Source organism: Chryseobacterium sp. SC28, from assembly GCF_003932955.1.
In the GTDB taxonomy this organism is placed as follows: domain Bacteria; phylum Bacteroidota; class Bacteroidia; order Flavobacteriales; family Weeksellaceae; genus Epilithonimonas.
Genome location: NZ_QOVY01000001.1, coordinates 207199 through 226964 on the forward strand (window position 1 = coordinate 207199; position 19766 = coordinate 226964).

The 19766-nt window shown below is 40.2% G+C and carries 17 protein-coding genes; 15 read left to right on the forward strand and 2 right to left on the reverse strand.

The window, feature by feature from the left end; genetic code table 11:
* Window positions 1-22 precede the first annotated feature (22 nt).
* Together nadB and DTW91_RS00975 are read right to left on the reverse strand one after the other, a co-directional pair.
* On the reverse strand, window positions 23-1618 hold the full coding sequence (gene nadB / locus DTW91_RS00970; protein WP_125201550.1) for an L-aspartate oxidase: 1596 nt from the start codon (window positions 1616-1618) through the stop codon (window positions 23-25).
* A gap of 28 nt (window positions 1619-1646) precedes the next feature.
* Complete coding sequence (locus tag DTW91_RS00975; RefSeq protein WP_125201551.1) at window positions 1647-2273, reverse strand: NAD(P)H-dependent oxidoreductase; 627 nt, start codon at window positions 2271-2273, stop codon at window positions 1647-1649.
* Window positions 2274-2509: 236 nt separating this feature from the next.
* Between DTW91_RS00975 and mraZ the strand changes: the two genes are divergently transcribed.
* The 15 genes from mraZ (at window position 2510) to ftsA (ending at window position 19743) form a co-directional block, all read left to right on the forward strand.
* Window positions 2510-2977, forward strand: a complete 468-nt coding sequence (gene mraZ / locus DTW91_RS00980) for a division/cell wall cluster transcriptional repressor MraZ (RefSeq protein ID WP_125201552.1) — start codon at window positions 2510-2512, stop codon at window positions 2975-2977.
* A gap of 44 nt (window positions 2978-3021) precedes the next feature.
* Entirely contained in the window at window positions 3022-3915 is an 894-nt protein-coding gene (gene rsmH, locus DTW91_RS00985; RefSeq protein WP_125201553.1) for a 16S rRNA (cytosine(1402)-N(4))-methyltransferase RsmH, read from the forward strand.
* 76 nt (window positions 3916-3991) lie between these two features.
* Window positions 3992-4354, forward strand: coding sequence for an FtsL-like putative cell division protein (locus tag DTW91_RS00990; RefSeq protein WP_125201554.1), 363 nt, complete (start codon window positions 3992-3994; stop codon window positions 4352-4354).
* Window positions 4338-6332 carry a penicillin-binding transpeptidase domain-containing protein gene (locus DTW91_RS00995; RefSeq protein WP_125201555.1) on the forward strand — a complete coding sequence of 665 codons (1995 nt, stop codon included), beginning with the start codon at window positions 4338-4340 and terminating at the stop codon, window positions 6330-6332. The genes DTW91_RS00990 and DTW91_RS00995 overlap by 17 nt, the downstream gene beginning before the upstream one ends.
* 116 nt (window positions 6333-6448) lie before the next feature.
* Window positions 6449-7909, forward strand: a complete 1461-nt coding sequence (locus tag DTW91_RS01000; RefSeq protein WP_125201556.1) for a UDP-N-acetylmuramoyl-L-alanyl-D-glutamate--2,6-diaminopimelate ligase — start codon at window positions 6449-6451, stop codon at window positions 7907-7909.
* 13 nt (window positions 7910-7922) lie between these two features.
* Window positions 7923-8546 carry a DUF4433 domain-containing protein gene (locus tag DTW91_RS01005; RefSeq protein ID WP_125201557.1) on the forward strand — a complete coding sequence of 208 codons (624 nt, stop codon included), beginning with the start codon at window positions 7923-7925 and terminating at the stop codon, window positions 8544-8546.
* A 2-nt stretch (window positions 8547-8548) separates the two neighbouring features.
* On the forward strand, window positions 8549-9568 hold the full coding sequence (locus DTW91_RS01010; protein ID WP_125201558.1) for a macro domain-containing protein: 1020 nt from the start codon (window positions 8549-8551) through the stop codon (window positions 9566-9568).
* Between the two features lie 5 nt (window positions 9569-9573).
* Complete coding sequence (gene mraY / locus DTW91_RS01015; protein ID WP_125201559.1) at window positions 9574-10815, forward strand: phospho-N-acetylmuramoyl-pentapeptide-transferase; 1242 nt, start codon at window positions 9574-9576, stop codon at window positions 10813-10815.
* Window positions 10816-10947: 132 nt separating this feature from the next.
* Entirely contained in the window at window positions 10948-12291 is a 1344-nt protein-coding gene (murD, locus tag DTW91_RS01020; RefSeq protein ID WP_125201560.1) for a UDP-N-acetylmuramoyl-L-alanine--D-glutamate ligase, read from the forward strand.
* A 36-nt stretch (window positions 12292-12327) separates the two neighbouring features.
* Window positions 12328-13563, forward strand: coding sequence for an FtsW/RodA/SpoVE family cell cycle protein (locus DTW91_RS01025; protein WP_125201561.1), 1236 nt, complete (start codon window positions 12328-12330; stop codon window positions 13561-13563).
* Window positions 13563-14690: an undecaprenyldiphospho-muramoylpentapeptide beta-N-acetylglucosaminyltransferase gene (gene murG / locus DTW91_RS01030; RefSeq protein WP_125201562.1), complete on the forward strand. Its 1128-nt coding sequence runs from the start codon at window positions 13563-13565 to the stop codon at window positions 14688-14690. Before DTW91_RS01025 ends, murG begins: the two co-directional genes overlap by 1 nt.
* An 8-nt stretch (window positions 14691-14698) precedes the next feature.
* Window positions 14699-16057 (forward strand): UDP-N-acetylmuramate--L-alanine ligase, encoded by a 1359-nt coding sequence (gene murC / locus DTW91_RS01035; RefSeq protein WP_125201563.1) that lies wholly within the window; start codon window positions 14699-14701, stop codon window positions 16055-16057.
* Window positions 16058-16196: 139 nt separating this feature from the next.
* Window positions 16197-16574, forward strand: coding sequence for a GxxExxY protein (locus DTW91_RS01040; protein ID WP_125201564.1), 378 nt, complete (start codon window positions 16197-16199; stop codon window positions 16572-16574).
* Between the two features lie 663 nt (window positions 16575-17237).
* A complete protein-coding gene (locus DTW91_RS01045; protein ID WP_228412602.1) occupies window positions 17238-18242 on the forward strand; it encodes a cell division protein FtsQ/DivIB in 1005 nt (334 codons plus the stop codon).
* A 124-nt stretch (window positions 18243-18366) separates the two neighbouring features.
* On the forward strand, window positions 18367-19743 hold the full coding sequence (ftsA, locus tag DTW91_RS01050; RefSeq protein WP_125201565.1) for a cell division protein FtsA: 1377 nt from the start codon (window positions 18367-18369) through the stop codon (window positions 19741-19743).
* The last annotated feature ends 23 nt before the right edge of the window (window positions 19744-19766 follow it).

Genomic DNA, 19766 nt, shown 5'->3' on the forward strand with positions numbered 1-19766 from the left:
TGTTTTAGTATATTTCAGTTAATTACTCATTGATTACAAGCGGTTTCGTAGCCAAATCCTTATTATAAAACGCCCCTTTATTCTCTTTCATTTCTAATGATTGCTTGATAATCAAATAAGAAACATTCACAAGATTCCTCAATTCCGAAAGCTGTGGCGAAAGGATAGAATAGTTATAAAGTTCAGTTACCGCTTCATAGATTTCGCGCTGTTTTTTCTTCGCGAGTTCCAGTCTCGCATTGCTTCTCACAATGGCGACCAAATCGCTCATCATTTCCTGAAGTTGTTTTCGGAGGTACGTTATCAGAACCATTTCGTCCATCATTTTCATCCCTTCGTCATTCCATTCCGGGACAGCCTTGAGGTCATCAAAATTAAAATCGTTTTCTTTTAAAAGTTCGACTGTTTTCATCGCTGCATTATGCCCGAATACCAAACCTTCTAATAATGAATTGGACGCCAACCGATTGGCGCCGTGAAGTCCGGAATTGGTACATTCGCCCACTGCAAACAGATTTTTGATGGAGGACTGTCCATCTCTGTCAATTTCAATTCCGCCCATCAAATAATGGCAAGCCGGCACCACGGGGATCGGTTCTTTCATCGGATCTATGCCCTCATCCAGGCATTTTTGATAAATATTTGGGAAGTGATGGATGAATTTTTCCTTGTCCATTTCGCGACAGTCCAAGCCAACGTAGCTGTCTCCGCTGATCTTCAGTTCATTGTCGATTGCTCTTGCAACGATGTCTCGGGAAGCCAATTCTTCTCGCTCGTCATACTTGTGCATAAAGCGCTTTCCGGATTTGGTTCTCAATTTTGCCCCATCCCCGCGCACAGCTTCCGAAATCAGGAAGAGCATTCCCTCTCTTTTGGAGTACATCGCCGTCGGGTGGAACTGGTAGTATTGCATATTGGAAACCTTGCCGTGCGCTCTGTGAACGAAGGCGATTCCGTCTCCAGTAGCAATAATGGGATTGGTCGTGTTTCTGTAAACGTGGCCTGCGCCGCCCGTCGCAACCAATGTAATTTTGGCCGTTATTTTTTTTATTTTTTTGTTGTTCTCGTCTAGGATATAAGCGCCGTAGCAGTCGAGGTTTTCTTTATCGAATTCCTTATTGGGAACGTGGTGCTGGGTAATGAGATCGATGACATAATGGTGCGCCAGCAATTCGATATTCGGAGAGTTTTTTACGGTTTCCAGCAGCGCTCTTTCGATCTCAAAACCGGTGATGTCTTTGTGATGTACAATTCGGTTTTCCGTGTGTCCGCCTTCTCTTCCGAGGGCATATCGGCCTTTTTCCTGATCGAATTTGGCGCCCCATTCCACGATTTCATGGAATCTTAGCGGTGCTTCTTCCACCACCATTTTTACGATTTCGGGGTCATTGATGTAATCTCCTGCCCGCAGTGTGTCGTCTATATGTTTTTGGAAATTATCTTTGGTGAAATCTGTAACCACTGCCAGGCCGCCTTGTGCATATTTGGTGTTGCTTTCATCTTCGTTGGCTTTGGTCACGATGATGATCTTTGTCTCCGGCAATTGTTCGGAAATCTTGATGGCATAAGAAAGGCCTGAGATTCCGGAACCGATGACGAGAACGTCTGTTTTTATCATTATATATTATGAAATTGAAAGATTAAAATTACAGAAATTTGATGAATTTATCCGCAGGTTTTCTCACTTTTTTGAAATCTTGGAAAGGATCGTCTGCTGCGCGATAGCCCAGAGCCAGAACAACGGTAATTTTTTCGCTTTTCTTATCAACGTCCAAAAACTCTTCCAAGAGGTCGGCTTTGAAACCTTCCATAGGGCAACTGTCGATCTGTTCCAGTGCCGCAGCCATTATAAGAGAGCCCAGAACGATGTAGCTTTGCTTCTCGGCCCAACTTTCCATTTCTTTCGGAGTCAGCGTTTCCAAAAGGACATTGATGTTTTTTCTGAAAGCCGATAGTTGCTCCAAAGTGACGCCGCGCTCGTTGATAATATGACTGAAGTAATTGTCCACATACGCTTTATTAATATTAGTCTTAGAAACCAAAACAATGAGGTGAGAGCACGTTTTGATCTGCGACGGATTGTAAAAAGCCGGCACCAACTTCTGAATCGTCGCTTCATTCTCAACGACTAAAAGGTGATAAGGCTGAAGTCCTTGTGAACTGACCGACAGGCGGCCCGCTTCCAGAATATTGTTCAGTTTTTCCGACGGAATTTTCTTTCCATCAAATTTCTTTACAGAATATCGCCAGTTAAGTGCATCCAAATAATTCATTGATCAAAGATAAGGATTTGTGGATTAGATTGAAATATCAAATATTTTCATTCAATTTTTTTATGCTGCGCGCAGAAAAACCTTTATTGGAAAGCCTTTCTTTCATTTTTTCTTTAATCGATTTCAAATCAAACCATTAGCCAACAATGTGATAAAATGAAAAAGTTATAAACATTAAGTATAATTGTGGGCAAAAGTGGTAAAATGTGGTAAAATTTTATATAAATTTGCTCCAAATGAAAAACTTCATTGGGACATACGAGTGCAAGATTGATGACAAAGGGCGCATCAAACTGCCTGCTTCGCTTACGAAGCAGATGGAAAATTTTGCCGATCAACCATTTATCGTCAAGCGATCGGTGTTCCAAAAATGTCTGGAAGTCTATCCGATGGCGCCGTGGGACCAACTGATGGAGAAGATTAATGCGCTGAATCGTTTTGTAAAGAAAAACGCAGACTTCGTCAGAATGTTTACCGCCGGGGTGAAAACAGTGGAAATGGACAATGTGGGTCGTTTGCAAATCAGCAAAGATCTGACGCAGTATGCGAACCTCAGCAAGGAAATCGTGATTACAAGCGCCGGCGAATTGTTTGAAATTTGGGATAAAGAATCCTACGAACAAGTCATCGTGGTAAGCGAAATGGATTTTGCAAATCTCGCCGAAGATGTGATGGGAAATTTAGATTCTAAGAACCAAGAATAAAGAAAAGAGCTGTCAACCGACAACGATCAACTAAAACCTAAAAAATGTATCACAATCCGGTCTTGCTCCAGCAGAGTGTCGATGGTTTGGTTACCAATCCAGACGGGATTTACGTGGATTGCACTTTCGGCGGCGGCGGCCATTCCCGCGAAATTCTCCGCAGGCTTTCTGAAAAAGGAAAGTTGTACGCTTTCGATCAGGACTTGGATGCTCTGAAAAACAATATTGATGACCCCAGATTCACGCTTATCAATCAGAATTTCAGGTTTTTGGAGAATTCGTTATTGGCTTACGGCGTCACGAGCGTGGACGGAATTTTGGCCGATTTGGGTGTTTCTTCGCATCAGTTTGATGAGGCTCAGCGGGGATTTTCCATCCGAAGCAAGGCGCCTTTGGATATGAGAATGAATGTGAGGCAAAATATAGATGCTAAGAAAATCATCAATGAATATGAGGAGGAAGATCTGGCGAATGTGCTATACAATTATGGCGAATTAAGGGAATCCAGAAAGTTGGCCAGAGAAATCGTTCATCACAGAAAAACTAAAAAAATCAATACGACGGATGATTTGAAATCACTTTTCAGCTACATCCCGGCTTTCAAACAAAATAAATTCTTCGCTCAGATTTTTCAGGCGATAAGAATTGAAGTGAATCAGGAATTGGAGGCATTGAAAGAGTTATTAATTCAGTCCTATAAAGTTTTGAAACCGGAGGGCCGATTGGTAGTGATTTCCTATCATTCTTTGGAAGATCGGTTGGTAAAAAGATTCCTGAAAAACGGAATGTTCGAGGGCGAACCAAAGCGTGATATCTACGGGAATTATAAAAAAACTTTTGAACTACTGAAAACAAAAGCAACCGTCCCCGATGATAAAGAAATAGAAGAAAACTCACGCGCAAGAAGCGCAAAAATGAGAATAGGAACAAAATTATAGTTGATGATTTTTAGTAGATGGTTGTTGGAGAAATTCTAAATCTAACAACTGTCAACCGACAACAAACAACCAAAAAATGGCAAAATTAACTCAAAGCAAACAGAAGAAACTCACTTTTATGGACATCATAAAGGGGAATTTTCTTAACCGCGATGAGGTAAAAGCCCATTATAAATATTTTCTCTTCATCTTCGGACTGTTGCTGATAATGATCTACACCAATCACCACGTGAACACCAAAATAGAGCGTATCAACAAGTTGAAAGAAGAAACAGAAGAATACAAATCCCGAAATGCCTACGCACAAAGCAGGCTGATAAAAATAAGAATGGAATCCGAGTTGGGAAAAGAAATGGTGCAGGATTCACTCGTGAGCTTAGACAGCCATCCACTCAAATTATTGATAAAACCAGACAGTACCGATGAGAAGTCCGAATAACGATTACCAAAAGAAACGCGCCAACGCACTCAAGTGGGGCTACCTTTTTGTGCTCGGAGCCTTCTTTTTGTTTGCGGTTTTTTTAGCAAGAATTTTAGTGCTTCAAAACACCAATGTGAAGGAGTTTGAAGACAATTATATCAGCAAAAACTATCGCGAAGCCACTCTGAAAGCCGCCCGCGGAAATCTCTATGCTTCGGACGGATCGATCTTGGCCACCACCGTGATGCGCTACGATATCTATCTGGATTTCAAATCGATGAGAGATACTATCTACACCAACAATATTGCAGCACTGACGGATTCTCTCAGTAAAATGTTCGACAAGCCGAGAAGCTATTTCCGCGCAAAACTGGATGCTCAGAACCAAAAAAATAATCAATATTACCTTTTAGCAAGAGGTCTGGACTTCGATGAGTACGATAGAATAAGGAAATTTCCGATCTTCAAAAAAGGCAAGAACAAAGGCGGTTTCATCGTCGAAAGAAATTTTCACAGAGAATTGGCTACCATTCAAATCGGTTCCGGCACCATCGGCGCAGACAATGGCGAATCCAAATCGGGGCTGGAAGGCGCATTCAGCAAATATCTGACAGGAATAGACGGGAAAAGACTGGAACAGAGAATCAACGCAACCCAATGGAAACCAATCGATTACTGGAAGGTTCGCGAGCCTGTTGACGGGCAGGATGTTTACACTACTTTGGATCTCAGGATTCAGGATATTGCGCATACAGCCTTGGAAAATCAACTGATCAAATTTGACGCCGATCACGGAAGCGTTGTCGTGATGGAAGTGCAAACCGGTAAAGTCCGCGCAATGGTCAATTTACGAAGAACCGAACCGGGGATGTATGTCGATGCATACAATTACACTGTAAAAGACGCTCAGGAACCTGGTTCCACCTTTAAAACAGTTTCCCTTTTAGCCGCGATGGACGATGGTTTTATTGATGAAAATACGAAAGTCAACATCGGAAACGGCGTGTGGACTTATGCCGGACAGCGGATTTCCGATGGCCACGGCGGTGGCACTTATGACGTGAGCGATGTGTTGGCAAAATCCAGCAACGTGGGCGCAGCGAAGATCATTACAACGCATTATGCCGACAAGCCGGAAGTTTTCATCGACCATTTGAAACGTTGGAAAATGTTTGACAAAATGCAGATCGAATTGCCCGGAATTGCAAAACCCTCGATCCAGACGCCTCAAAGCAAACGATGGAACAGAGCCACTTTGGCATCATTGGCTTACGGCTATTCATCGAGTTTTCCGCTGCTGCAGCTTGTGACTTTTTATAACGGGATTGCCAACAAGGGCAAGATGGTAAAGCCGCTTTTCATCGATAAAATAATGAAAGACGGAAATATTCTGTATGAAGCAAAACCGGAAGTGATGGTGAAGAAAATGGCGTCCGACAAAGCCATCGAAATGATGACTAGTGCGCTAACCAAAGCTGTAGAAAAAGGAACGGCGAAAAGCATCTATACCCCGAATCTGAAAATTGCCGGCAAAACTGGTACGGCGCGAATTTTATATTGGCTGCCCGGCCCGATGCGCTATCAGGCTTCGTTTGCGGGTTTTTATCCTTCCGACAATCCGAAATATACGTGTATCGTGGTCGTCAATCAGCCGGATACGTCCAAGGGATTTTATGGAGGATCGGTTTCGGCACCGGTTTTCAAAGAAATTGCGGGAAAAACTTTCCTTAAAACGCCTTTGAATGTGGAAAAAGAAATGTTGGTGGAGCGTAAAGTGAACCTCAACAAAATGGTGGAACCAAATGTGAAACTCACTGTCAAAAGAGATTCGATGCCAAACGTCGTGGGAATGATTGGGAAAAATGTCATTCCGCAATTGGAAAATTTGGGTTACCGTGTTGATTATAAAGGCGTTGGCAAGATTAAAGGACAATTTCCCGCGGAAGGCTCTTACATTGGTAAAAATCAACGAATATATTTGGAACTCCAGAATTAAAATTTATGAAAAAGTCCCAACGGGACGGCTTAGCAAAGAATAGGATGAAATCCTATTGACGTTAAGGAAATTAAAAGATTTATTACAAAGAATAGGACGAAATCCTATCAATAAAAATGAAATTAAAAGATTTATTACAAAGAATCACGATCTTAGAAACCATTGGAACTCTGGAAAGAGAAGTGTCCGAAGTGGTTTTCGACAGCAGAAAAGTTGTGGAAAATTCTTTGTATGTAGCTGTGAAAGGAACGGTTTCCGACGGCCATTCCTACATCAATTCCGCCATCGATAAAGGCGCGAAAGTGATCGTTTGCGAAGAACTGCCTTCAGAAATTAATGGCGAGGTGACTTATATAAAAGTTGAAGATTCTTCCAAAGTATTGGGCCATTTGGCTTCTAACTTTTACGGAAATCCTTCTCAAAAATTAAAAGTAATCGGCGTTACCGGAACCAACGGAAAAACGACCGTGACGACTTTGCTATTCGACATTTTCAAAACCTTGGGTTATCAATCTGCTCTGATTTCGACGGTTGAATATAGAATTGGGGACGAAATTATCCCATCTACTCACACAACACCAGACGTCATCAGATTAAATCAAATGTTGGCAAAGGCAGTTGAAATGGGTTGTGAATATGCTTTTATGGAAGTGAGTTCGCACGGCATCGTCCAAAACAGAACGGAGGGCTTGCATTTCAAGATCGCAGGTTTTACCAATATCACGCACGACCATTTGGATTATCACAAAACGTTTCAGAATTACATCTATGCTAAGAAAAGATTCTTTGACGAATTGGAAGATTCTGCGATTGCCATCACGAATGCTGATGACAAAAACGGCTTGGTAATGCTTCAAAACACCAAAGCCAAGAAGAAAACCTTCGCCTTGAAAACGATGGCAGATTTCCACGGAAAGGTGCTGGAAGTGGATTTCAACGGAATGCTGCTGAATTTTAACGGAAAAGAATTCTGGACAACCTTGACCGGGAAATTCAACGCCTATAATTTACTGTTGGCCTACGGAATTGCTTTGGAATTGGGAATGAATGAAGATGAGGTTTTGCAGGCCATTTCTATGCTTCACCGCGTCAACGGACGTTTCGAAACGATAAAATCCGACAGTGGCATTTTCTTCGTCGTCGATTATTCGCATACGCCGGATGCGTTGGAAAACGTGCTGGACAGCATCAACGAGATCAGAACCAAAAACGAAAGGTTGATCTGCGTTTTCGGTTGTGGCGGCGACAGAGACAAAACCAAACGTCCGGAAATGGGAGACATTGCTACGAAAAAATCCACTTTGGCGATCATTACCTCGGACAATCCAAGGACGGAAGATCCTGCTCAAATTATCAAAGAAATTGAAGCGGGAATTCAGCCGCAGAATTTTAGCAAGTACACTTCGATTCCTGACAGAAGAGAGGCGATAAAAATGGCCATCAAGTTTGCTGAGCCAAAAGACATCGTTTTGGTGGCGGGCAAAGGCCACGAAACGTATCAAGAAATCAACGGTGTGAAACATCATTTTGATGACAAAGAGACGATTAGAGAACTATTAAAATTAATGGGAAAGTAAAATTAATGTAGTAATGGCAGAATTGGATAAAATATATCTATTTAGAATGACACATATTGAGAATATTCCTCATATTCTTCAGTGTGGGATTACTCATTCCGATTCTCCAAATGCTAATCCTGACTTTGTCCCAATTGGCGATAATAGTTTGATTAATACAAGAAATAATTTTTTATTAGATAATGGAAAACTTCTAGGAGAATATATTCCTTTCTATTTTGGAGTTAGAACACCAATGTTATATGTGGTTCAGAAAGGATTTAACCTTGTAATTCCAACTCCCGCAGAGAATATTGTCTATTGTGTGAGTTCAGTTCAAAAAATTATGGAACAAAATGCTGATTTTGTGTTTACAAATGGACACGCAGTTGATGGATTTTCGACTCAATATAATGTTTCAGATATTAAGAATATAGATGAAATTATTGATTGGAATGCTGTAAATGCAAAATATTGGAAAGACGAAAATGATTTGGATAGAAAAAGAAGAAAGGAAGCAGAATTTTTAGTTCTTGGAGATATTGATAAAAAAGCAATTCTAGGTTATGTTGTTTTTAATGAAAATGCAAAAAGAAAAATGGAGGCCTTTGGAATCAAGGGTAATCAAATTAGTGTTAAACCTAACTATTATTTTTAAATATGATACACTATATAACAGGTAATTTATTAGAAAGTGATGCTGAGGCTTTAGTAAACACAGTGAATACAGTTGGTGTAATGGGAAAAGGTATTGCATTACAATTCAAAAATGCCTTCCCGAATAATTACAAAAAGTATTCTGAAGCCTGTAAAAATAAAGAATTAAATGTAGGTCAGCTTTTGGTAACTGAAGAAAATGTTCTGTCAGGAAAGAAGACGATCATAAATTTCCCAACTAAAACTCACTGGCGTTTACCTTCAGAGTATAAGTATATCGAAGCTGGATTAGTAGAATTAGTTAAAGTAATCAAAGAAAAAAATATAAAATCAATTGCTATTCCACCATTAGGGGCTGGAAACGGTGGTTTGGATTGGAATAAAGTTAAACCAATTTTAGAAAAATATTTATCGCAAACCGAAGCAGAAGTGCTTATTTATGAACCGAATGCAACGATAACAGAAGTCTTAAAAAAAGAAAGAGTAAAACTGACGCCTGCGAGAGCAATGCTTTTATCAGTTCTATATGATTTAGCTAAAAATGGTGAATTTGTTTCAGAATTTGCATCAGAAAAAATCGCCTATTTTTTACAAAATTTTGGAGCAAAGGATGCTTTTAAGTTAGAATTTAAGCAAAATTTTTATGGACCATATTCAGGAAAAGTAAAACATGTTTTACATTATTTGAACGGAAGTTATATTATGGGATATAGCTCAAAAGATAAAAGACCTTTCGAAGAATTAAGAATTGTTATGGAATCTGAAAAAGAAGTGGATGAATACCTATCCAAACCAGAAAATAATGAATATAAAGCTATAGCAGAAAAAACAAAAGCATTTTTGTCAGGTTTCTATTCTGCATTTGGATTGGAGTTACTTTCAACAATAGATTTTATTATGAAAGAGAAAAGTATTACTGAGGAGAAAGAGGTTATTAATTATTTGGAAAACTGGAGTAATAGGAAAAAGACAATGTTCACAAATCCTCAGTTTGTAAGAATTGCAATGAATAAATTAAACTAAGACGAATGCTATATTATCTATACGAATATTTAACCGCTCACGATATCCACATTCCCGGTATGAACTTGTTCAAATACATTTCGTTCCGTGCGGCAATGGCCGTGTTGCTATCGCTCATCATTGCGCTGGCTTACGGAAAACGGATAATCAATTTCCTTCGAAAAAAACAAATGGGCGAATTGGTACGGGATCTCGGTCTGGAAGGGCAAAAGCAGAAAGAAGGAACGCCAACGATGGGCGGACTGATCATCATCTTGGCAACCATCATTCCTGTTTTGTTGTTTACCAGAATCACCAATGTTTACATCGTTCTTTTAATTATTTCCGTCTTATGGATGGGCGCCATCGGATTTTTGGACGATTATCTCAAAAAAGTGAAAAAGAACAAAGATGGATTGAGCGGTCAATTCAAAGTGATTGGCCAGGTCGGTCTGGGCCTGATTGTCGGCATTACGATGTATTTTCATCCAGACATCACAGTGAAAAGAAAATATGCCGATGCAGGCGTCATCAATAGAAATAATGTAGAACAAAACTTTATGCCTGAGGAGAAAATCCCCGTTTCCACATTGCCTTTTACCAAAAACAACGAGTTCGACTACAGCGGCATTCTCTTTTGGATGGATGATGCCAAAGCGCACGAATGGGCCTGGATCGTCTTCATCCCGATTGTGATTTTTATCGTAACGGCAGTTTCCAACGGTGCGAATATTACCGATGGTATCGATGGTCTCGCAGCCGGAACGAGCGTCGTTATTTTATTGACCTTAGCATTTTTTGCCTACCTCTCCGGAAATATCATTTTTGCAGATTATCTCAATATTATGTTCCTTCCGCATATGGGCGAGACCACCATTTTTGCCCTCGCTTTGGTGGGTGCCGTCATCGGATTTTTCTGGTACAACACTTATCCGGCGCAGGTTTTTATGGGCGATACGGGCAGTTTGATGCTGGGCGGCGTGATCGCCGTTTTGGCAATTATCCTGAGAAAAGAATTGCTGATTCCTGTCTTGTGTGGGGTTTTCCTGATAGAACTCTTGTCAGTAATCCTGCAAGTTTGGGTGTTCAAATACAGAAAAAGAAAATATGGGTTGGAATATGCCCAAAACAATAGATTATTCAAGATGTCGCCGTTGCACCATCATTTTCAGAAAGAAGGTTTCCACGAAAGCAAAATCGTGAACCGAATGATCATCTTGGGCGTAATGCTGGCAATCATTTGCTTAATCACTTTAAAAACTAGATAGGGAATTGTAAAATGTAAAAAGTATAATGTACAACGTATTTTTTACAGAATAAATTAAAAATTAATCACCAAATGATGCGCAACTTAAAAGTCATTTTACTTTGTACATCATACATTTTACAACAAAAATAATATGAGAGTAGTAATACTTGGTGGCGGAGAAAGCGGTGTGGGTGCAGCTTATTTAGCAAAGGCCAAAGGCTTTGATGTGTTTCTTTCGGATATGGGAAGGATCCGCGAAAATTACAAAAAAGAGCTCGATGAACTTGGGATTGATTATGAAGAAGGGAAACATTCGGAAGAGAAAATCCTCAACGCCGACTGGATTATAAAAAGCCCGGGCATCCCCAAAAAAGCTGATATGATTCAAAAGATTCAGGAAAAAAGAATCCGATTGTCATCGGAAATCGAGTTTGCATCGGAGTTTACAGATGCTAAAATCATCGCAATCACCGGTAGTAATGGGAAAACCACAACGACGTCTTTGATTTATTATATTTTAAAAGAGGACGGTTTCAACGTCGGACTCGGCGGCAACATCGGAAAAAGCTTTGCAAAGCAAGTCGCCAAGGAGAATTTTGATTATTATGTTTTGGAAGTGAGCAGCTTTCAATTGGATAACATTCAAAACTTTAGGCCCTATATTTCTTTGCTATTGAATTTGTCTAAGGATCATCTGGATCAGTACAATTACAATTATGAAGAATATGCTTTGGCAAAGTTCAGAATAGCAGAAAATCAGGATGCCGATAACTTTTTTATCTATAACAAAGATGATGAAATGAGCAAATCTCTTCTCGGCAAGCTAAACTTGAAAGTGACCAAAGTCCCTTTCTCAATGACAGAAAAATTAGAAAAAGGCGCGTATGCCATCGATGAGAATTTTGTAGTAAATGTCAATGACGGTTTCACAATGAATATCAACGAATTATCCTTGATCGGAAAGCATAATGTCGCCAACAGCTTGGCTGCAAGCATCGCCGGCAAGTTGCTGGAAATCAGCAATCAAAGTATTAGAAATTCTTTAATGACTTTCCAGGCGGTTGAGCACAGATTGGAACCTGTGGCAGAAATCAGAGGCGTCAAATACATCAACGACAGCAAAGCAACCAACGTGAACGCTACCTATTTCGCCTTGGAAAGCATGAAACAGCCGGTCGTTTGGATCGTCGGCGGAAAAGATAAAGGAAACGATTATTCAGAAATCGAAGATCTTGTCAAAAGAAAAGTGAAAGCCATTGTCTGCTTAGGAATTGACAATCAAAAGATTATCGATTTTTTCAAAGACAAAAAAACGAAAATCTACGACACATCGAGTATGCAGAAAGCCGTGGAAGTTTCCAAATCTATTGCGGAGAAAGGCGATGTGGTTCTTTTGTCGCCGTGTTGCGCAAGTTTCGACCTATTCAATGGCTACGAAGACCGAGGAAATCAGTTCAAAAAAGAAGTATTAAACGAATTAATTATTAACAATTAAAACCCACCCGATTGTAAAAAGAATTGGGATAGGATTATGGAAAACCAAAATACAGATAACAAATTTGAGCTGCTGAAAGGAGACAAAGTCCTTTGGTCGGTGATCATTTTGATCTCCCTGCTTTCGGTATTTCCGGTTTATTCTGCCAGCTCCAATTTGGAATATATTGTCAACAACGGCACCACAACCGGCCATGTTCTCAAGCATATTATTTTCGTTTTGATAGGTTTGGGAATTATGCGTTTCGTAGGAACTGTGAAGTACGAATATATCGGAAAACTGAGTTCTATTCTGCTTTTGTTTACGATTGGTTTACTATTGATTACGATGTTCACGGGCCAAAAAATCGAAGGAGCAAGTGCTTCTCGCTGGCTCAAGATTCCGGGAACACCGATTTCCTTCCAGCCCTCGTCGTTTGCCTATCTGATGCTCGTCATCTATCTCTGCCGATATCTTTCCAAGCGGGTCAAAAGAGAGCGGGTTCCGCTGGAGAATATCATTTATATTTTCGGTCCTATTCTGATTGTATTTGGCTTGGTGGTCAAAGACAATGGCTCCACCGGAATGATGATCTTGCTCATTTCCATCGCGATTCTAATTATCGGACAGTTGGATTTCAAATACATTGCGGGATTTATCGTCACCGCTGCTCTATTCATCAGTATGTTTTTGTTTGTGGCGCTGAAGACGGATTTGATCAAAAGCAATCGCGTCCACACGTGGATGAGCAGGATCGAAGTTTTCTTTGACGGAAAAAAAGTGAATGAAATCGATAATGAAGTCGATAAAGCCAAAAACTATCAAGTCAACCAAGCCAAAGCAGCCATTGTTCACGGCGGTTTCAACGGCATTGGACCGGGAAAGAGTGCATTAAAACAGACCTTACCACAGTCGGTTTCCGATTTTATTTTTGCCATCATCGTAGAAGAATATGGCTGGATGGGCGCATTTGTGCTCATCGGTCTTTATATGATTATGATTATTAGGATTGTGATGATTGCCAGCAAGATGCCTGCGTTTTTCGGCACCTTGCTGGTTTTGTCCATCGGACTAATGATCTTCGTCCAATTATCGATGAATATTGCCGTTGCCATCAATCTGATTCCGGTTACAGGTCAACCTTTGCCGCTGATCAGTTATGGCGGAACATCGATGTTGGTAACTTACATTCAGTTGGGAATCATTCTCAATGTCAGTTCGCGAATCCAGGTTTATGACGAAGAAGGACTGGGCAAAAGACAGAGTTTGGAGGAAATAAATGATATTGCTTAATGAACAAAAAACTAAAAATATTACTTAGCGGCGGCGGAACCGGTGGACACATCTTTCCGGCGGTTGCCATTGCTCAGGAGATCCAGAAAAGATTTCCCGACGCTGAGTTTTTGTTCATCGGCGCCAATGGCAAAATGGAAATGGAAAAAGTGCCGCAAGCCGGATTCAAAATCGAAGGTTTGAACATCGCCGGATTCGACAGAGGAAATCTTATGAAAAATCTCGGACTGCCCTTCAAAATTGTTTCCAGTTTGCTTAAGGCAAAAAAAATTATTAAAGATTTCAAACCGGATTTTGCGGTTGGCACGGGGGGGTTCGCCAGCGGACCAGCCTTGTACGTTGCGGCGCAGATGGAGATTCCGACTTTCATTCAGGAACAGAATTCTCTGCCCGGAAAAACCAATGTTTTCAATGCAAAAAAAGCGAAAGCAGTTTTTACGGCTTATCCCGATATGGAGAAATATTTCTCGGGAACGAAAACTTTTTTCCTGGGAAATCCAATTCGGCAAAATATCATTACTGATTTGATTGATAAGGATTTGGCGAAGGAAAAATTGGGCTTGAACCAAAATAGATTAACCATTCTTTCCGTCGGAGGTTCGCTTGGTTCCAGAACCTTGAACCACGCTTGGGAAGCCAATTTAGATAAATTAAAGGACAAAGGATATCAACTGATCTGGCAAACCGGGAAAAGCGATTATCAAAATATACTTGATAGATTACAATCTGACAACCATCAACCATCAACCGACAACCAGATACTCGTGAGAGAATTTATCAGTGATATGGCTTTGGCATATTCCGCAGCAGACGTGATAGTTTCCAGAGCCGGCGCGATTGCAATTTCGGAATTGGCCGTTGCGAAGAAACCGATTCTGTTGGTGCCATTCCCGTTTGCGGCAGAAGATCATCAGACCAAAAATGCTTTGACCTTGGTGGAGAAAAATGCAGCGAGAATGGTAAAAGACGATGAAATGAAGGATAAATTCTGGCAGACACTTCTGGAAATCTGCGAAGATGACAATCTCAGGAAAGAAATGTCACAGAATCTTGAGTTTTTTGCCAAACCAAAAGCGACGGAAGAGATTGTCGATGAGATTTTAAAAAACTTAGATATAAAAATATAAACCAAGCGATGGGCATCTTAAATAAATATCAAAACTTCTATTTCGTTGGCATCGGCGGGATCGGGATGAGTGCGCTCGCAAGATATTTCCATGCCAATGGCAAAAGAGTTTTGGGATATGATAAGACCGAAACCAAACTCACCGCTGCTCTAGTTTCCGAAGGAATTGATATTGCTTTTGAAGATGTCATTAATGAAAAAATCAAAAATTTAGACAAAGAAAATACGCTCGTCATCTATACGCCAGCCATCAAAAAACTGGGCATTTTGGATTATTTCGCAAGCGAAAGTTTTGAAATCCTAAAACGTGCAAAAGTTCTCGGACTAGTTACCGAAAACACAGATTGCATCGCCGTTGCAGGAACGCACGGCAAAACTACGACCTCCACTTTGATCGCGCATCTCTGCAAAGAAGCCAATTTGCCTTCGTCGGCATTTTTGGGAGGCATATCGGAGAATTTCAAATCCAATTTCGATTACAACGGAAACCAATTCTCTGTTGTTGAAGCCGATGAATACGACAGAAGTTTTCTTAATCTGTCGCCGGATTGGGCGGTCGTCACTTCAATTGATGCAGATCATTTGGATATTTATGGAGACAGAATTCAGATTGAAGAAGGGTTCCGCGCCTTTGCAACGTTGGTTCCGGATGATCATCGGCTTTTTGTGAGAAAAGGAATTGCCATCGGGCGAGGTCATTTGACTTACGCCGTGAACGAGGAAGCGGATTATTATTCCGATAATCTGAGAATGGATCACGACAAAATCTATTTCGATTTCCACACGCCAACGGAAGAAATCGAAGATTTTGTTTGGGAAATTCCGGGCATTCATAATGTCGAAAACGCAACCGCTGCTTTGGCAATTCTTAGCAATCTGGGGGTCGATTTCGAAACTTTGAAGAAGGCCATTGCCAGTTTCAAAGGCATCAAAAGAAGATATACAAAGCATATTTTCGACAATGGGAAGATTTATATCGATGATTATGCGCACCACCCAACAGAGCTGAATGCCGTCATTGGTTCGATAAAAACCTTTTACCCGACTAAGAAACTGCTGGTGGTTTTCCAGCCGCATTTGTTCAGCAGAACGAGAGATTTTGCGGAGGATTTTGCTCGAAGTTTGGAAAAGGCAGATGACCTATTGCTACTGGATATTTATCCGGCAAGAGAACTTCAGGAAAAATATGAAGGCATCACTTCGGCGTGGTTAGCAGAAAAAATTGAAATTGAAAACAAAAAAGTCTGCTCGTTGCAAGAGGCTTTTAAATTAATAAAAGAAAAGGAATTTGATGTGCTTTTGACCGTCGGAGCCGGAAATATCGACACACTTTATGATGGCATCGTAGAGTGGCTAACGAGGGTTTGATTTAAACGCAAGGTTCGCAAAGAGATTTTTTAAATATTGAAAATATGCTTCGGGCGCAAAGGCGTTTCACTCAGCAAATGAAGGTGCAAGGGAAATCAATTTTAACAAAAAAACTTAGAGCTTCTTGAATTAAAAAAATATGACAGAAAACGAAATTTCAAGTATTGTATTTGATGCGGGAATGAAAATTCATCGCAAACTTGGAGTTGGTCTTTATGAGAATGTTTATGAAGAATGTTTGAATTACGAACTTAAAGAAAGAGAATTGATTGTCGAAAGACAAAAAGATATTAAAATTGAGTATGAAAATTTAACAATTGAAAGAGCATTTAGGGTTGATTTATTAATTGAAAACAAATTGATTATCGAGGTAAAAGCAGTTTCGGAAATTAATGATTATCATTTTTTTCAACTTCTAAATTACTTGAGATTGACAGAATTAAAATTGGGAATGATTTTAAATTTTCACTCAACATTATTTAAAAATGGAGTGAAAAGAGTGGTAAATAAACTATAAACAGAATTGCTGAGTGAAACGCCTTTGCGAACGAAATTAATCAGCATTAATGAAAAAAAATCTTAGCGTTGGTTGCGTTAAAATAGAGTGAAAAGAGTGGTAAATAAATTATAAGTAGAATTGCTGAGTGAAACGCCTTTGCGAACGAAATTTATCAGCATTAATGAAAAAAATCTTAGCGTTCATTGCATTAAAAGAGAGTAAAAGAGTGGTGAATAAACTATAAACAGAATTGCTGAGTGAAACGCCTTTGCGAACGAAAATAATCAGCATTAATGAAAAAAAATCTTAGCGTTCGTTGCGTTAAAAGAGAGTGAAAAGAGTGGTAAATAAACTATAAACAGAATTGCTGAGTGAAACGCCTTTGCGAACGAAATTAATCAGCATTAATGAAAAAAAATCTTAGCGTTCGTTGCGTTAAAAGAGAGTGAAAAGAGTGGTGAATAAACTATAAACATAATTGCTGAGTGAAACGCCTTTGCGAACGAAAATAATCAGCATTAATGAAAAAAATCTTAGCGATCGTTGCGTTAAAAGAGAGTGAAAAGAGTGGTGAATAAACTATAAACAGAATTGCTGAGTGAAACGCCTTTGCGAACGAAATTAATCAGCATTAATGAAAAAAAATCTTAGCGTTCGTTGCGTTCAAAAAAAAGAAAGAAAATGAAAAACAAGTGGAGAATATTGAAAATACTCGTGACAGCGGTCCTTTTTGGATTTCTGCTCAGTTTCTCCTTGAAGCGTTTCAACGATGCCAAGATGGAAAATGTCTCTATCAATATGATCCAAAGCAAAACGCCGGTTTATTTTGTGGATGAAAAGGATATTAAAGAACTCGTAAAACAATATAATCCAACGAGGAAAGTCGGCGAAATTGATATTCCGGAATTGGAGAAGAAAATTAACCAAATCCCGTTTGTGGACAGCGCCAATGTTTATCTAAACCTGAACGGAAACCTGAATGTTGACATCAAACAAAGGGTTCCGGCCTTCAGGCTCAATAAAAATGGAAGAGATTTCTATGTGGATAAAAACGGGGTCGAGTTCCCGATTTCAAGTAACTTCTCGCTACCCACTATGTTGGTAATGGGCGATGTGCAAGCTTCGGAATATATAAAACTAGGGCAATTGATAGAAAAGATCGATGGAGATCCATTTAGCAAAAAGTTTTTCATCGGAATTACCAAGGAAAAAGGAAATTATAATTTGCTGACCAGCGAAGGACATTACAAGGTGGAAATCGGCGATCTCAATCATATCGATTTCAAAATGACCGGTTTCAAAACTTTTGTCGAAAAATACCTGATCAACCAAAATCCGGAAAAATATAAAAAGATCTCGCTGAAATACGACAATCAAATCGTGACCACGCTGAATCCTTATTTTAAAGAAAACGACAGCATTCTCAGAAATGCAAGCAAAATAGAAATCCAAAAAACGAAAGAAAACACCGCACAAACGACGGCATCTACTCCTGCAAAAACCCAGGTGAAAGAACAAAAACCAGAACCGAACCCCGAGAAAAAAATAATTGTCAAAGCGGAACCCGCAAAAACGGAAACCAAAAAAGTAGAGAAAAAACCGGAAAAGAAAACTTCTGTCAAAAAGAAAGAAACAACTGCCAAAACAACTGAGAAGAAGAAAAAAGCAAGAGTAATTGTAGAATAATCAAAAATAAAAAGTCCTTGGCTTATTTGGAATGCCTTTGCAAAGGTAAACGCATTTCCAAAAACAACAAAGAACTTGCGACTTTGAATTAAATAAATTTTAGAAAAATCAAATCGAGCATATAATGGAAAATCAAGACTATTCAGTAGGTCTGGACATAGGGACAACCAAGATTGTCGCCATTGTCGGAAGACGAAACGCTCACGGGAAAATCGAAGTTCTAGGCGTGGGCAAAGCAAAAAGTTTAGGTGTTCACAAAGGAATCGTGAACAACATTTCGCAAACCATCAACTCCATCAAGTCCGCAGTGGCAGAAGCACAATCCAGCGCCGGCGTGCCTATTCATAAGGTGACGGTGGGCATTGCAGGCAAACACATCCGCTCTCTGCAGCATTCGGATTACATCATGAGAGATCATCCGGATCAATATATTACAGAAGAGGATATCGAAAAACTAAAAGACCAGGTGAAGAAGCTGGTAATGCTTCCGGGGGAAGAGATTATCCACGTTTTGCCTCAGGATTATAAAGTGGATTCCGAAGGCGAAATCCAAGAACCGATCGGGATGCACGGCAAAAGATTGGAGGCCAATTTCCACGTGGTGGTGGGGCAGATGGGGTCTATCCGAAACATCGCAAGATGCGTTCGCGAAGCCGGTCTCGAGATGGAAGCCTTGACCTTGGAGCCGCTGGCATCCTCCGAGGCGGTTCTCACAAAAGAAGAAAAAGAAGCGGGCGTGGCAATCGTTGATATCGGCGGTGGAACTACGGATATCGCTATTTTCAAAGACAATATTATCCGCCATACCTGCGTGATTCCGTACGGCGGCGGCATTATTACAGACGACATCAAGGAGGGATGTTCAATCATCGAGAAACATGCCGAGCAACTGAAAGTAAAATTCGGATCATCGGTTCCCGAACTTGAGAAAGACAGCACTTACGTCACGATTCCGGGCTTGCACGGCCGTCCGGATAAGGAAATTTCGCTGAAAGCCCTGGCTCAAATTATCAATGCGCGTGTAGAAGAAATTCTCGAAATGGTGAATACAGAACTGAAAGCGTACGGCGCTTTTGAACAAAAGAAAAAACTCATCGCAGGCATCGTTTTGACAGGCGGTGGATCAAACCTCAGAAATCTTCGCCAGTTAGCAAACTACATCATGGGATTCGACAGCAGAATAGGATTTGCCAATGAATATATTGCCAACGACAAGAACCAATATCTAAAAGGTCCGGAATTTGCCACTTCCATCGGTTTACTGATGGAAAGCCTTAAAATCAGAGATAAGAAATCTCCAACGCAAGAGGAAATCATCGAAGAGTTGAAGCCGCAAAACGAAAATGAAATTCGAGATCATGAGCCGGAAATTCTGACGCAGCAACAAACTCAGGCAGAGACAGTTGCGCGGCGAAAAGAAGAAGTAAAAAGAAACAGACCCACCTTCGGACAATCCATTTTGGATAAGGTGAAAAAATTCTTTGAAGAGGTAGAAGAGTAACGATAATGATCAATTGTAAAATC